Origin of the sequence: Lysinibacillus halotolerans (assembly GCF_003711845.1) — a bacterium.
In the GTDB taxonomy this organism is placed as follows: Bacteria; Bacillota; Bacilli; order Bacillales_A; family Planococcaceae; genus Ureibacillus; species Ureibacillus halotolerans.
The window spans coordinates 1-14,188 of sequence record NZ_RHLQ01000007.1 but is presented as its reverse complement, the minus strand read 5'-3'; the positions used below and the strand labels follow the sequence as shown (position 1 = coordinate 14,188).

The 14,188-nt window shown below is 35.7% G+C and carries 10 protein-coding genes and 1 other annotated feature; of the genes, 4 read left to right on the top strand and 6 right to left on the bottom strand.

The window, feature by feature from the left end:
• Positions 1-26: 26 nt before the first annotated feature.
• Positions 27-1,865, bottom strand: coding sequence for a sensor domain-containing diguanylate cyclase (locus tag EC501_RS04405; protein ID WP_241559272.1), 1,839 nt, complete (start codon positions 1,863-1,865; stop codon positions 27-29).
• Between the two features lie 515 nt (positions 1,866-2,380).
• Between EC501_RS04405 and rpsD the strand changes: the two genes are divergently transcribed.
• Positions 2,381-2,983, top strand: a complete 603-nt coding sequence (gene rpsD, locus EC501_RS04400) for a 30S ribosomal protein S4 (protein WP_122971086.1) — start codon at positions 2,381-2,383, stop codon at positions 2,981-2,983.
• Between the two features lie 332 nt (positions 2,984-3,315).
• Here rpsD and EC501_RS04395 read toward each other — a convergent pair whose 3' ends face one another.
• The 4 genes from EC501_RS04395 to garR are packed head-to-tail and all read right to left on the bottom strand — an operon-like array spanning position 3,316 to position 7,882.
• Entirely contained in the window at positions 3,316-4,635 is a 1,320-nt protein-coding gene (locus tag EC501_RS04395; RefSeq protein ID WP_122971085.1) for a gluconate:H+ symporter, read from the bottom strand.
• A 59-nt stretch (positions 4,636-4,694) separates the two neighbouring features.
• Entirely contained in the window at positions 4,695-5,537 is an 843-nt protein-coding gene (locus tag EC501_RS04390) for a class II fructose-bisphosphate aldolase (protein WP_122971084.1), read from the bottom strand.
• A 15-nt stretch (positions 5,538-5,552) separates the two neighbouring features.
• Complete coding sequence (locus EC501_RS04385; protein WP_122971083.1) at positions 5,553-6,986, bottom strand: four-carbon acid sugar kinase family protein; 1,434 nt, start codon at positions 6,984-6,986, stop codon at positions 5,553-5,555.
• Complete coding sequence (garR, locus tag EC501_RS04380) at positions 6,986-7,882, bottom strand: 2-hydroxy-3-oxopropionate reductase (protein WP_122971082.1); 897 nt, start codon at positions 7,880-7,882, stop codon at positions 6,986-6,988. The genes EC501_RS04385 and garR overlap by 1 nt, the downstream gene beginning before the upstream one ends.
• Before the next feature lie 247 nt (positions 7,883-8,129).
• Between garR and EC501_RS04375 the strand changes: the two genes are divergently transcribed.
• Positions 8,130-8,744: a GntR family transcriptional regulator gene (locus tag EC501_RS04375; protein WP_122971081.1), complete on the top strand. Its 615-nt coding sequence runs from the start codon at positions 8,130-8,132 to the stop codon at positions 8,742-8,744.
• Between the two features lie 162 nt (positions 8,745-8,906).
• Here the strand turns inward: EC501_RS04375 and tyrS are convergent, their stop codons facing one another.
• Positions 8,907-10,175 (bottom strand): tyrosine--tRNA ligase, encoded by a 1,269-nt coding sequence (tyrS, locus tag EC501_RS04370; protein WP_122971080.1) that lies wholly within the window; start codon positions 10,173-10,175, stop codon positions 8,907-8,909.
• 83 nt (positions 10,176-10,258) lie between these two features.
• Positions 10,259-10,470 (bottom strand) — a binding site (T-box leader).
• A 186-nt stretch (positions 10,471-10,656) separates the two neighbouring features.
• On the opposite strand from tyrS, the gene EC501_RS04365 reads away from it, so the two are divergent.
• On the top strand, positions 10,657-13,560 hold the full coding sequence (locus EC501_RS04365; RefSeq protein WP_241559273.1) for a transglycosylase domain-containing protein: 2,904 nt from the start codon (positions 10,657-10,659) through the stop codon (positions 13,558-13,560).
• A gap of 168 nt (positions 13,561-13,728) precedes the next feature.
• Positions 13,729-14,188, top strand: a 460-nt coding sequence (locus EC501_RS04360; protein ID WP_148037795.1) for a transposase, incomplete at its 3' end; no start/stop codon positions are given.

Here is a 14,188-nt window from a genome sequence, read left to right as displayed (position 1 = left end):
ACGTCCCATGGGCTGTAGTAAGTTTTTTATTGATGCGAAGGAAACGATCCATTAAAAACACAAACTTGATTTTTCCCATTTTCCTTTGCATTGTATAGTGCTGTGTCTGCCTGTAAAAAGATTGAATGAAAATCCGGTCGTTGTTCATGATTCCAAAATACTAAACCAGCAGAAATCGTAACCGTTGGGTTCGTTGCTTGCGGAATCGTTCGTAAAAGTTCAGTTGCTATGTTCTCTGCCTCATCCTCTGAAATATTCGGAATGTAAATAGCTAACTCTTCCCCACCCCATCTTGCACAAATTCCACTTGTTCCAATGATTTTATTTAACTGGTTACCAATTTGAACTAATATGTCATCTCCGACTTGGTGACCGTAAGTATCATTAATTAGTTTAAAATTATCTATATCAATTAATAAAAACATTCCGGAACGGTCGTTTTCTAAAGATCTTTCAATAAAACGGTCTAAATATCTACGTGCATATAGCTTCGTTAAATAATCTTGGTTCACCATTTCTTGTAATTGATTACGTAAAACTAAATTCGCAATGGCCAATGATGAATGGTGAATTAACGATTGCAATAATTTAAAACTATCAAAGGAGAAGAAATACGGTTCATGATGCAACACTATACAAAATCCATTTATCCGTTGCTCAACAATCATTGGAATGACCATAATAGATTTAAATAAAATTTCCTTGCCAACAATTCGACTAAAATCCGCGATAAACAATGAATCTTGGCTACTTTCAAAATGTTTTACAACATGTTGGATATATACGGTACTTTCCTCCGTTTTGAAAAAATCCGTTGTAGCTTCAGTAATTTTATATTCATTTCCTTCCTTCAACACAAAACAAAGTTCCATCGGTTGAAAATGTTGCATCACCTGCTTCTGCAAAAATAGAAACATTTCGTTTAAAGTTAACAGCTTATTCAAATGATGAGAGGTTTCATTGATTAATTGAAGGTCCCGAATTAAACGGTGTGATTGTCGATAAAGTTTAGCATTTTCCAATGCATTTCCTGATGTATGGGCAAGTAATCGAATAAAGTCCTTTTGGGCATTGGAAAAAACATAAGAAATCGGTGCACTTACTTGTAAAATTCCATAAATTGCTTGTCTACCGTTAATAGGAGCATTTAATAAGCAACGGTTTAAATCAAAGGCTTGTTCTATCGTGATCTCTCCTGAAACAAAAGCTTGTATTGTAGTAGGTCGTTCTGATAAATAATCAAATGGTTTTATTTGTAGTTTCGTTTGTCGATCTTGATCATTAGATAAGATCAACTCTACATCAAGATTTGGAAAATTCTCTTGAATTGTAATGAGCATATTTTCCAAAATAAAATCGATATCCATTGTCGAATGGAACAAATCGGTCATGTTATACAATTTTCGATATTGATTTTCATTTTGCCGAATTTCCATCTGTTCATTAATTAAATAAAAGACTTTCGAAACGCAATTGATGAAATCTTCAAAAAAATCAGATTGTAAAAAAGTGAGCCATTCAGGGGAAGATTGAATAAATACAACACCATATTTATCGAAGTGACTCTCTTTTATGAAAACCATATGGTTAAACGGAAAACCTTGTTCTACATCTGTTATATCGACTACCTTTTGTTGTGAAAGAAAGGAATTAAAATAAATCTTTTTCATTTGTTGATAGTCTACTTGTACAGATGAATGAACGTAAAAAGGTTTTAGTGCTGCTTCCCCATCATAAAACAGGAAACAACAATGATGAATATGGAAATGTTGCTCTAAGTAATTTTGTAATAGTAAAGCAAATTCATGGAAACGATTTTGTGAATTGACAGAACTGGTGCATAAGTCTAATAACTCCGATTTCATATAAGTTAATCTCTTCGAATATTCGAACATAACATCACCTTTTCTATATCAATAGAAATAAATTACAAATATATTTGATGAAGAAAGTATACACTTTTTATGTAAAATTAACTATATTTATCCATCAATTTAGGATTTATTATCTATTTTTTATAATACTATAGTATAGCAATTTCAAAAATTTAACAAATATCATTTTACTAAAAATTACCCTCGGTATTTATGGTATACTTATAAAGTTATTCCTTGACTCGAGGCTTAAAAAAATATACAATAATCCTCGTGTAAAATGAATGCAGCAGTTGTATAAGCTGTGCATGTATTTTATTCCTCTAATTTCGAACAAGAATCAAATTAGAAGGTGTATTGTGTAACCCTTTCGGCTGCAAGGGCGAAGATACATGAAAATAAAATGCTGCAAGTGTCGGGTACAACTGGTTTTTGTTTTACAAATACTGATTGGAAACTAAGTTTCAATCAGTGCAAAAAACCAAATTTAAAGGAGGAGACAAACTATGTCTCGTTATACAGGTCCATCTTGGAAAGTGTCTCGTCGCCTTGGTATTTCATTAAGCGGCACAGGTAAAGAATTAGAAAAACGCCCTTATGCACCAGGTCAACACGGTCCAAACCAACGTAAAAAATTATCTGAATACGGTTTACAATTACAAGAAAAACAAAAACTTCGTCATATGTACGGTATGACTGAACGTCAATTCAAAACTCTATTCAACAAAGCAAGTAAATTACAAGGTCTACACGGTGAAAACTTCATGATCCTTCTTGAAACTCGCCTTGACAACCTTGTTTACCGTTTAGGTTTAGCTCGCACTCGTCGTGGAGCTCGTCAATTAGTTAACCACGGTCACATTTTAGTTGACGGTAAACGCGTTGACATCCCTTCTTACAGCGTTAAACCAGGTCAAGTGATTTCTCTTCGTGAAAAATCTCAAAACCTTGCTGTTGTAAATGAAGCAATCGAAGTAAATAACTTCGTACCAGATTACTTATCATTTGATGCAGACAAAAAAGAAGGTACATTTGTACGTCTTCCAGAACGTTCTGAATTATCAGCTGAAATTCAAGAACAATTAATCGTTGAGTTCTACTCTCGTTAATCTTTTTGCTCAAATTAGAAGCAATTTTTCTAAACCTCGAACATTGGTTAATCCTTTGTTTTCGGGGTTTTTTAATTGAATTTAATATTAATGGAAATCTTATTATAAAAAATTGCTTGTTACACAAATAAAGTAACAAATGTTGTAACAAACTTCATGAGTGAAAATTTTAAAATTTTAATATGACTACTCAAGAACTAAAATTCTTGTATCAATTGGTTTGAAAAGTTAAATTAAGATTATGCTTAAATCTATCAGACTCTTTATTACTTTTAATAGACTAATAAAAAACACGGTGATTTAAGTTTAAACGTAAATCACCGTGTTTTCGTCTATAAGAACATATCTAAAATTAATACGCCAATCAATCCAATGATTGAAACTATAGAAGTTAACACTGTCCATGTTTTAAAAGTTTTACCTATTGATAAATTGAAGTATTCTTTGTAAATCCAGAAACCTGCATCGTTTACATGGGAGAAACCAACACTACCTGCTCCGGCTGCTAAAGTCATCAGTTCTGGGCTAACACCTGTCGTTGCTACAAGAGGTGCTGCAATACCAGCAGCTGTCATCCCTGCCACGGTTGCTGAACCTAAAGCTACACGTAAAACGGCTCCAATGACCCAAACTAATAAGATTGGAGATAATGAAGAACCTTCCATTAATGACGCAATATATTGATCAATACCGCTGTCGATTAACACTTGTTTAAATGCTCCACCACCAGCGATGATTAATAAAATTAATGCAATCCCTGCTACAGCTTCAGCGAAAGAATTCATAATTTCTTTCATTGATTTACCACGACTAATCCCAAATGTAAACATCGCCACAATAACAGAAATTAATAATGCTGTACTTGCTGTACCAACGAAATCTGTAAAGGGACGAATTGCTGAATTCGGTGCTGCTAGTTCAATGATTGATTTAATCGCGATTAAAAGAACCGGTAAAATAGCCGTTAGAAGACTCGCTGTAAATCCAGGCATTTCATGCTCTTCAAACTTCTTCGGATTGAATAACCCTTTTGGTATTTCCACTTCTAAATCTTCTTTTTTAAACAACTTTGTAAATAACGGTCCGGCAATAATAATCGCTGGAATGGCAATAATGACACCCCAAATTACCGTTTGACCAATACTGGCTTCAAACACTTCCGCAATGGCCGTCGGTCCCGGATGCGGAGGTACAAAGCCGTGCATTGTAATTAAGGCAGTTGTAACGGGGATACCAATATAAAGGATTGGCACACCTGCTGCAACAGCAATTGTAAATACTAATGGTACTAAAACAACGACACCTGTTTCGAAGAATAAAGCAATACCAACAACAGATGCTGTCACAACAGCTGCTAATTGAACACGTTTTTGTCCAAAGGCATTTAACATAGATGTTGCAATACGTTGGGCACCACCTGAGTCAGTCATTAATTTCCCTAATACTGCCCCAAAAATGATAACCATTGTTAAACTTCCAAGGGAAGAACCTAAACCATTTTGTACAGATGTCATCGCTTCTGCTGGTGACATTCCTTCAAAAATACCGACAACTAAAGACGCAATTATCAGAGAAATGAAAGCGTTTAGCTTTAATCCCATCATAAGTATTAATAGAAGCACAACTCCTATTACGATCGAAACTATTGGCATTGATGATATACCTCTTTCCTTTTTATTAGAATGCCGTGTTTCCACGGCATTCCACCATTTTATTTATTCATGAAAAGTCGGACAAACTTCGTCATTACACTTTCCATTGCTTGTTGCATATCCGCCATGATTGTGGATAAATGGGCATTTTTACGCTCTTCTTGTGCAAAACTTTCAGCAAGATGACGGGTAGCAGCAAGGGAAACTTCCGTATTGACGTTAACTTTACAAATACCACGAACGACAGCTTCTCGTAGAATTTCATCAGGTGTACCTGATGCCCCATGTAACACAAGAGGTATATCTACTAAATTACGTATTTCATCTAATAAATCTAAACGAATGTTTGGTTCACCTTTATACATACCATGAACTGTACCAATAGCTGCTGCTAAAAAATCAACACCCGTTTCTTCAACGAATTTTTTTGCTTCTATCGGATCTGTTAATGTACCCGCACCCTCTTCTTCATCTGAAAAGGCACCTAATGCAACTGAACCGATTTCAGCTTCCACACTTACACCAGCCATATGGGCAATCTCAACGATTTCCTTTGTTCGACGCGTATTTTCTTCAATTTCATATTTTGAACCGTCATACATGACAGAGGTGAAACCGGCACGAATAGCTCGTACAATCGATTCTTTTTCATAGGCATGATCAAGATGAAGGGCTACTGGAATGGAAGCCTTCATTGCTAACTCCCTAACAAGACTAGCAAACCCTTCCACGTCCACTGTTCCAAAATAACGTTCACCAAGAGCAATAATAACAGGGTGTTGTTGTTGCTCTGCTACGCGAATCGCTGCTTGAACAGTTTCTAAATTAAACACATTGAACGCAGCAACTGCATATTGTTCTTCCTTTGCTTTCAGAAGAATTTCTTTCGTATTCACTAGCATCCCAATTCATCCTCCCTATTTTCGTTGAAGTAGTTCTGCTACTTCTTTCAATGTTGTTTTAGACCCAACATTACCTGGGAAGATGACATATGGTAATCCAGGGAATTTTGAATCATCGCCTGTATACCAAACAGGGATACCCGGTTTCACTTGTCCAGCAACCGTTGCATGTTTTACACCAAGTCCGTTTGTGCCAATATCGCTCGATGTAATACCACCCTTTGCAATAATATAGCTTGGACGAACTTCTAGACGTTGCACAATACTTGTTACTGCATTGGAAATTTTCACAGAAAGTATAAGCTCTTCTTCTTTTTTATTTTCCCCAAGGTCTAAACGTTCTCTTCTTGTATAAACAGACACCGTTTGACCTTTTGCAATCAATTCATTTGTTAATTGGACAATGCGATCTACTTCTGCTTTAAAGGCAGCATCATTTAACACAAGGTGAACATCAAATTCAATAAAGTGGATAAAATCACATTTTTTTAGTTCTTCCAATTGTTCAGTCGTTTTCTTTACATGGGAGCCGACCATAATAAGTCCACCATTTGTAGAATCATCCTTTACTAACTCCTGTCGTGTAAGTAAAGGTCTATCACTCACTCCACCAATAATCTTCGTTAAAGCGGCAGCACTTCTAAACATAAACATTTTGCCTGCGCGCATTGCTCTTATTAATGCAATAACAAACACCTTAACGTCCATATAATCAACAGCATTTACGACAACTTTATTGAAGTTCTCTACTTCCATTAACTGATCTACTAAACGATCAATTTGAAGGGAACGAATATCTTCTAAAGAGAGATAAGTTGCATCGCTTGTTTTATACTTCCCATTTGATTTCTCTTCTGCCCATTCTGCAAGATTCGATGACGTATAGCCAAAAGTACGATCTTTTGCAAACTCTGTTTCACCTGCTGGTACAAGCACATCATCATATTGTACATAATGGACATTGTTAATTGTAAAGCGTCCTCCTTCTTGGAAAAATGGAATGATCACTTCCCCATCAAAACGAGTAGTTGATAAATCTTCAATTGTTTCTTTTAACACTTCTGTTTCTAGTGGATAATGGCCGCGTAACGTTGAGTCACCACGACTAATAAGTATAAATTCTTTATCGAATTTTTTCGCCGTTTGCTCTACTATCGTTGCAATTTCTTTATGAGCTTTTCTAGTTTCATCTGCAGTAAAACCGCGAGAATTCGTTAAAATAAAGAACATCGGATTTTCTTCTGCAAAACCTGCCTCAATACTTTCTTTTGTCCAGTCGGTATAAACGGAAATATGATGAACAGTTTGTATACCTGTTGGATCATCGTCAAGTACGATAATTTTTTTATTTAATTGTGCTAATTCTTTTTCTAATAATTCATTCACCAATTCCGCCTTTGGAAGAGGTAGAAGATTAGATAATGTTTCTTTTGTATTTAAATTTGCCATTACTTTTCCACTCTCTTTACTTCAACATTGGCCAATTTTTCATAGTATTGAACGATGCCGCCATGGTCATCCATTAGTTTCCCATCAGCTTTTAAAGCGTGGAATATTTCAAGTAAATGACTAGATAACGGAAGTGGAACGTCCATATTATGAGCAGTATCCATTACGTTCGTTAAATCTTTCATATTAATAGCAATTGTGCCGCCAGGTTTAAAGTTTCGGTCTAAAATTAATGGTACTTTTGCGTCTAATACAGCACTACCTGCTAAACCACCACGGATTGCTTGGTACATTTTGTCTATATCAATTCCTGCCTTCGCTGCTAATACTAACGCTTCAGACATAGCAGCGATATTTAAGTTAACGATAATTTGATTAGCAAGCTTTGCTGTAACACCACTACCGTTGTCTCCAACTAAAACAATATCTTTCCCTACTGCTTGTAAAACATCTTTAATTGATTCAAAGACATCTTCTTTCCCACCGGCCATAATAGATAATGTACCGTCAATTGCTTTCGGCTCACCACCACTTACAGGGGCATCAATCATATGCACTCCATATTTTGATGCTTCGTTTGCTATTTCCACTGAATCTACTGGAGAAATAGAACTCATATCTATAATAACTAAACCTTTGTTAGCATTTTTTAAAATACCATTTTCACCAAGAATGGTTGATTTCACATGGGGGGCAGCTGGCAACATTGTAATAATACAATCACAAGTTTCACCCATCTCCGCAACTGAACCTGCTGTTGCTCCTGCTTCTACAAGAACATTTACTGCGTCTTGATTAATATCAAATACCATTACATCAAAACTAGCTTTCAACAAATTAAGGGACATCGGTTTACCCATAATTCCTAATCCTACAAATCCAACCTTTTTAGCCAACTTCATTCTCTCCTTCATCTATGTAAGGGAAAAATTCCCTTATTTATATTTCTAAAATATTTTAGTTTCACTTAAAAAAAGCGCTTTCATACTTTCATATAGAATTGTACACATTATTTTGTATTTTGTACACATTTTTATATTAAATGTACACAAAATAAAATAATCTTTATAAAAGTAATAGAAAAACCTATAATAACAATAGGAAATAATTAGGATTATTATTTAACATCAGGAGTCGATTGTTTTGAAGAAAAAAGATGTACATTCTTATACTTACGCATATGAATATTTACGCGATCAAATATTAACAGGTAAAATTGAGCCGAATACAAAACTGACAGAGGAAAAACTTGCCGAGGAACTTAGTATAAGCAGAACACCAATTCGTTCAGCCATTGCAAAACTTGAACAAGAAGGGCTGATAAAAAATAAACGAATTTTTAGTCCAACACCGATCGATATTCGCAATATTTTCCAAGTACGTATTTTATTAGAAAGTTTCGCCGCTCGTTATTGCGCTGATTATATTTCAAAAGATGCGCTAGGAAGACTAAAAGAATGTGTTGAAATTGGGCAAAAAGGGACAATGGAAGAAGTAATGGAAGCCAATTTCTTATTCCATCAAATTATTGTAGAGGAAACCCACAACCCAGAGATCGTAAAAATTATCGATCGAATGCAATCCATCATTTATTTACTTCGAAAAACTGTTGTTCAACAAAAGAGACCACATTTAATCGAAGAACATGCCGCAATCTATAACGCTATCGCTACCCATGATGCCCATCTAGCAGAACAATTAATGATTGATCATTTACAGAAGGATCTTGAATTTAGTATTCATCGCCTCACAAAATAATAAGAAGTAAACCTTTCTTTTCGGAAATCTCTAGTTAAATAGGAAGAAAAACGGGTTATTTCCCCACACTTTCTTAAATAATCAGTAAATATGTTACAAGGCAGATAACACTTTGTAAGATGAAAAAAGGCAATCCAAACAAAATTTGGATCGCCTTTTTTATTAATTAAATTTCACCATATGATATTTTTTCTTCCCACGACGAATGATGGCAAAGACATCTTCTAAACGATCTTTTGCATCTACCACATAGTGTAGGTCTGTTACCTTTTCACCATTTACTAAAATGGCACCATTTGTTACGTCTTCACGTGCTTGACGTTTTGAAGAAGAAATACTTGCTTCCACAAGTAAATCAACAATATTTTTATCCTCTTTTGAAAGTTCCACGGAAGGAACTCCTGCAAAGGCAACTTTCATTTCATCTACCGATAAACTTTTTAAGTCTCCTGAGAATAAAGCAGCCGTAATACGTTCTGCTTGGTCTAATCCCTCTTCCCCATGAATCAGCTTTGTCATTTCTGCAGCTAATGTTTTTTGTGCTTTACGTAAATGAGGCTCTTCTTGTACTGAAACTTCTAAAGCTTCAATTTCTTCACGGGATAGGAATGTAAAGATTTTTAAATATTTTACTACATCTGCATCGGCAGCATTTACCCAAAATTGGTAAAACTCATAAGGAGATGTTTTTTCTGGATCTAACCATACAGCACCACCCGCTGTTTTACCAAATTTCGTTCCATCTGCTTTTGTCACTAATGGAATCGTAATCCCAAATGCTTTCGTTTCTTCTTCATGGGTTTTACGGATTACTTCAAGACCTGTAGTAATGTTCCCCCATTGGTCAGAACCACCTACTTGAATGCGTACATCATAGTTATCATACAAGTAATTAAAATCGATTCCTTGAATGAGGGTATACGAAAATTCTGTAAAGGAAATTCCAGTTTCAAGTCGAGACGCAATAGTATCTTTTGCAAGTAAATAATTAACATTCACTAATTTCCCATAATCACGTAGGAAGTCAATGACACTTAATTTCCCAATCCAGTCATAGTTATTTACAAGCTTTGCCCCATTTTCTGATTTACTAAAATCAAAAATTCGCTCCATTTGAGCTTTTAAGCCAGCAACATTTTTCGCAATTTGCTCTTCTGTTAATAAATTTCGCTCTGTTGAACGTCCTGATGGATCCCCTATCATTCCTGTAGCTCCACCAACAAGTAAAATCGGTCGGTGTCCCGCTTGTTGGAATCTACGTAACGTTAATAATGGAACGATATGTCCAATATGCATGGAATCTGCAGTTGGGTCTACACCAACATACAAAGAAACCTTTTCTTCATTTAATAATTTTTCCATACCTTCTGCGTCCGTTTGTTGATATAACAAGCCACGCCATTGTAAATCTTCAATTAAAGGGTTTGTCATGTTTTTTCCTCCATTTACATATTTGATTTTATAAAATAATTGATAAACAAAATAAAAAGTCCCCACATGTAACATAAATTACATGCAGGGACGTTCATTACAAAAACGCGGTACCACCCAGCTTGAAGAAATCTATCAATAAGATTTTCTTCCTCTCATTATCGTTTTAACGCAACGGGGTCGTTCAAGCTCCAAGAACGTAATTCATGTTTTACATTATGTCTAGCTTTCACCAGCCGCTAGCTCTCTATAACAGGGAATGTAAACATTACTTCAGACTCATCTACACTTGAAAAACTATTATAGTATATTGTACTCTTCCTAAATTGATTGTCAATAAATATATTAACACATGTGGGAAATATGCTATAATAAACAGGATTTTAAGGGGGTCGAGAAAGTGAAAGAATGGTTAAGTCATTTAAAAAATAAATTGAAACATATCAATGAAAAAATAGATACCTTGGCTTCATCCAAAAAAATGAGTCGATTAAGAATTACTGGTAGTGTGATATGGAACTTAGCTCTCATATTTTTAATCTTCCTAACTACTGCGATCGTATTCGTTGGCGGTATAGGACTTGGCTATTTTGCATCCCTCGTAAAAGACGATCCACTCCTTTCTAAAGAAGAAATGAGGGAACAGATTTATAGCTATGAAGAAACGAGTGAAATGTATTTTGCAAATGAAGTTTACATAGGGAAAATTCGTACTGATATCGAACGAAGAGAAACTTCTATTAATAAAGTATCTCCTACTTTGATTAATGCAGTACTTGCGACAGAAGATGAATATTTCCGGGAGCACGATGGAATTGTCCCTAAAGCCGTCCTTCGTGGAGTATTCCAAGACTTTACGAACTCCTCTACCCAAACAGGAGGGTCCACTTTAACACAACAATTAATTAAAAACCAAATTTTAACGAATGAAGTTTCCTACGAACGAAAAGCTAGAGAAATTTTACTTGCGTTAAGATTGGAAAAATTTATGTCGAAGGAAGAAATATTAGAAGCTTATTTAAATATTATTCCTTACGGTCGTAATGCTTCAGGAGTTAACATTGCCGGTGTCGAAACTGCTGCCCAAGGTATTTTCGGTGTCTCCGCAGCTGATTTAACATTACCACAAGCTGCCTATATTGCTGGAATTCCACAAGCACCCTTTGCCCATACACCTTTCACCAATACAGGTGAACTAAAGGATGCTGAAGGTTTAAAACCGGGAATTGACCGAATGAAAACTGTTTTAAATCGAATGCTTACAGCTGGCTACATAGATCAAACTGCATATGAACAAGCGGTGAATTACGATATTACAAAAGATTTCCGTAAACCGGAACCAGAAGCAATTGATAAATATCCATACCTTACTTATGAACTGGAAGATCGAGCAAAGAAAATTTTAGCTGAAAAGCTTGCAGAAAAAGATGGCATTGATCCACAACGTTTAGAGGAAGAAGAAAACTTAAAGGAAAAATATATGATTTTAGCCGATCGGGATTTACGTTCTGGTGGTTATAAAATTTACTCTACTATCAATAAAGAAATGTATGACGCGATGCAGGAAGCTGCTAAAAACTTCAAAAGCTACGGTTATACGTATACTTCCACAAAGGTAAATGAAGAAACAGGCAAAGAAGAAGTGGTAGAAGAACCTGTTCAACTTGGTGGAATGATGATTGAAAATGGCACAGGAAGAATTTTAAGTTTTGTCGGTGGTCGGGATTTCAAACTTGAACAATTGAACCACGCAACACAAGCACAACGCCAAAACGGTTCGACGATGAAACCATTATTAGTTTATGCACCTGCCGTTGAATATGGAGTAATTGGTGCAGGAAGTCCTGTAGTAGACGTGAAGTTTTCTTATAGAGGCTGGTCACCTTCCAACTATTCTGCAACGCAAGAAATGGGTATTATTCCTGCCCGAGAAGCTTTAGCAAAATCACAAAACTTAGCTGCTATACGTTTATATGATTCAATTAGAGATAGACAACCTACATCCTATTTAGAAAAAATGGACTTCTCTACTTTGAGAGAAGGTGAAGGTGATAACTTATCGCTAGCTATCGGTGCAATGCATACAGGACCAACAGTAGAAGAAAATACAAATGCCTTTGCTACCTTTGCTAATGGAGGTCAATTCATTGATGCCTATATGATTGAGCGAATTGAAGATTTAGATGGTAATGTCGTTTACGAGCACAAAGCAGAACCTGTTCCTGTATTCTCGCCTGAGACATCTTATATCGTTACCGATATGTTAAGAGATACTTTAGAATATGGTACAGCGACAAAAGCAAGACGTAATTTAAAATTCTCTGCTGATTTTGCTGCTAAAACAGGTACGACACAAGAGTATAAAGACGTATGGTTAGTCGGTTATAATCCGAATGTAACATTAGGTGTTTGGATGGGTTATGACAAACCGAAAACCCTTAGTCGTTTTAATAATACGTACGGACAGCCAAGTGAACGAGTAAACTTACTTTGGGCGAAATTGATGAATTCCCAATACGATGCAAACCCTGAATTAGTGGATACGGATAAACAATTTGCACGACCGAAAAATGTAATTTCCGCTTCCTTCTGTGGAATTTCCGGGGATGCTCCATCGAAGGCGTGTTCTCAAGCTGGTCTTGTTCGATCCGATTTATTTAATCGAAATGCCTTTGTTCCAAGTCGTACTGATGATAGTTTAATTTCGGCATCATCGGTTATGATTAATGGAAAAGCATATCGCGCTCTAGAATCTACTCCTAGTGAATTTGTTATTAAAGGAGGGGCCGGTATAAACCCTGATTTTGCAGATAAAATGCTCGGTAGATTAGGAGGAGATCCTTCTAAACTATGGCCAAAGAGTGAAAATAGTAAAGTCGTTTCTTCAGCTAAATTTAATGCCGATGACAAGGCACCTAATGGTGTCAAAGCATCATTAAAAGGGGCAACAATGACTTGGTCAAAATCGTCTTCGAATGATGTCGTCGGTTACAGAGTGTATGAAATTACTGATGGCAAACGTTCATTAGTTGCTACATTAAAAGACGGTCAAAGTCTGAAATTCACAGTGGCAAAAGATCGCTCTTACATGGTAGTAGCTGTCGATATAACAGGTAAAGAGTCTTCCCAATCTAATACGATAGCTACAAAAGAAGTCGAACCTAAAGAACCGACTAAAGAAGAAAATAAAGATGCAGACAAAGATGCTAACAAAGATAATCAAAATAATGATGCTAACGCAGGAACTGATAAAGATACGGATGGCAAAACAAACGATAAAGATTCCAATACGGATACCGGAAAAAATCCTGATAAAGAAACAGGTTCTGGTACAGATAAACCTGCAGCTGGAGTCAACAGTGGTTCTACCGATACCAATCAATAGATTCATAAATAAAGAGGCTGGGACAAAACCCACCTCTGAAATGAAAAGCCGGTGAAATTTTACGATAAGTAAAATTTCACCGGCTTTGATTATTTTAAATAAAAAATAAGGACCACTTCTGATAAAATTAAGTCACCACTACAAAATTATACAGAAAGAAGGATCCTTATGTTTAAAGATTATAACATGAATCAACTCGTTTTGCCTTTAGATTTAGAAGTAAAATTACAAAATAATGATATTGCTTTCCATATCCATCATCTAGTTGAAAGTATCCCTCATGAAGCGTTCGAACCATTTCTACGAAATGAGGGGTGTCCTGCCTATCATCCACGTATGATGCTTAAAATTATCTTATGTGCCTATACACAATCTATCTTCTCAGGACGGAAAATTGAAGCCCTATTAAAAGACAGTATCCGAATGATGTGGCTAGCCCAAGGATATGAACCAAGCTACCGTACAATCAACCGATTCCGTATTCAACCAGAAGTGAAAGATTTAATCCGTCAATGTTTCGTTCAATTCCGTTGCCAATTGATTGAAGAAAAGCTTATTGATCAAGAAGCGATTTTTATCGATGGTACAAAAATTGAAGCAAATGCGAATAAATTTACGTTTGTTTGGA

Coding starts and splice junctions, on each gene's coding strand:
- EC501_RS04405 (WP_241559272.1), bottom strand. CDS start 1,865: ATGAAATCGGAGTTATTAGACTTATGCACCAGTTCTGTCAATTCACAA.
- EC501_RS04385 (WP_122971083.1), bottom strand. CDS start 6,986: ATGGCAAATTTAAATACAAAAGAAACATTATCTAATCTTCTACCTCTT.
- EC501_RS04365 (WP_241559273.1), top strand. CDS start 10,657: ATGAGTCGATTAAGAATTACTGGTAGTGTGATATGGAACTTAGCTCTC.
- rpsD (WP_122971086.1), top strand. CDS start 2,381: ATGTCTCGTTATACAGGTCCATCTTGGAAAGTGTCTCGTCGCCTTGGT.
- EC501_RS04395 (WP_122971085.1), bottom strand. CDS start 4,635: ATGCCAATAGTTTCGATCGTAATAGGAGTTGTGCTTCTATTAATACTT.
- EC501_RS04390 (WP_122971084.1), bottom strand. CDS start 5,537: ATGCTAGTGAATACGAAAGAAATTCTTCTGAAAGCAAAGGAAGAACAA.
- tyrS (WP_122971080.1), bottom strand. CDS start 10,175: ATGACAAACCCTTTAATTGAAGATTTACAATGGCGTGGCTTGTTATAT.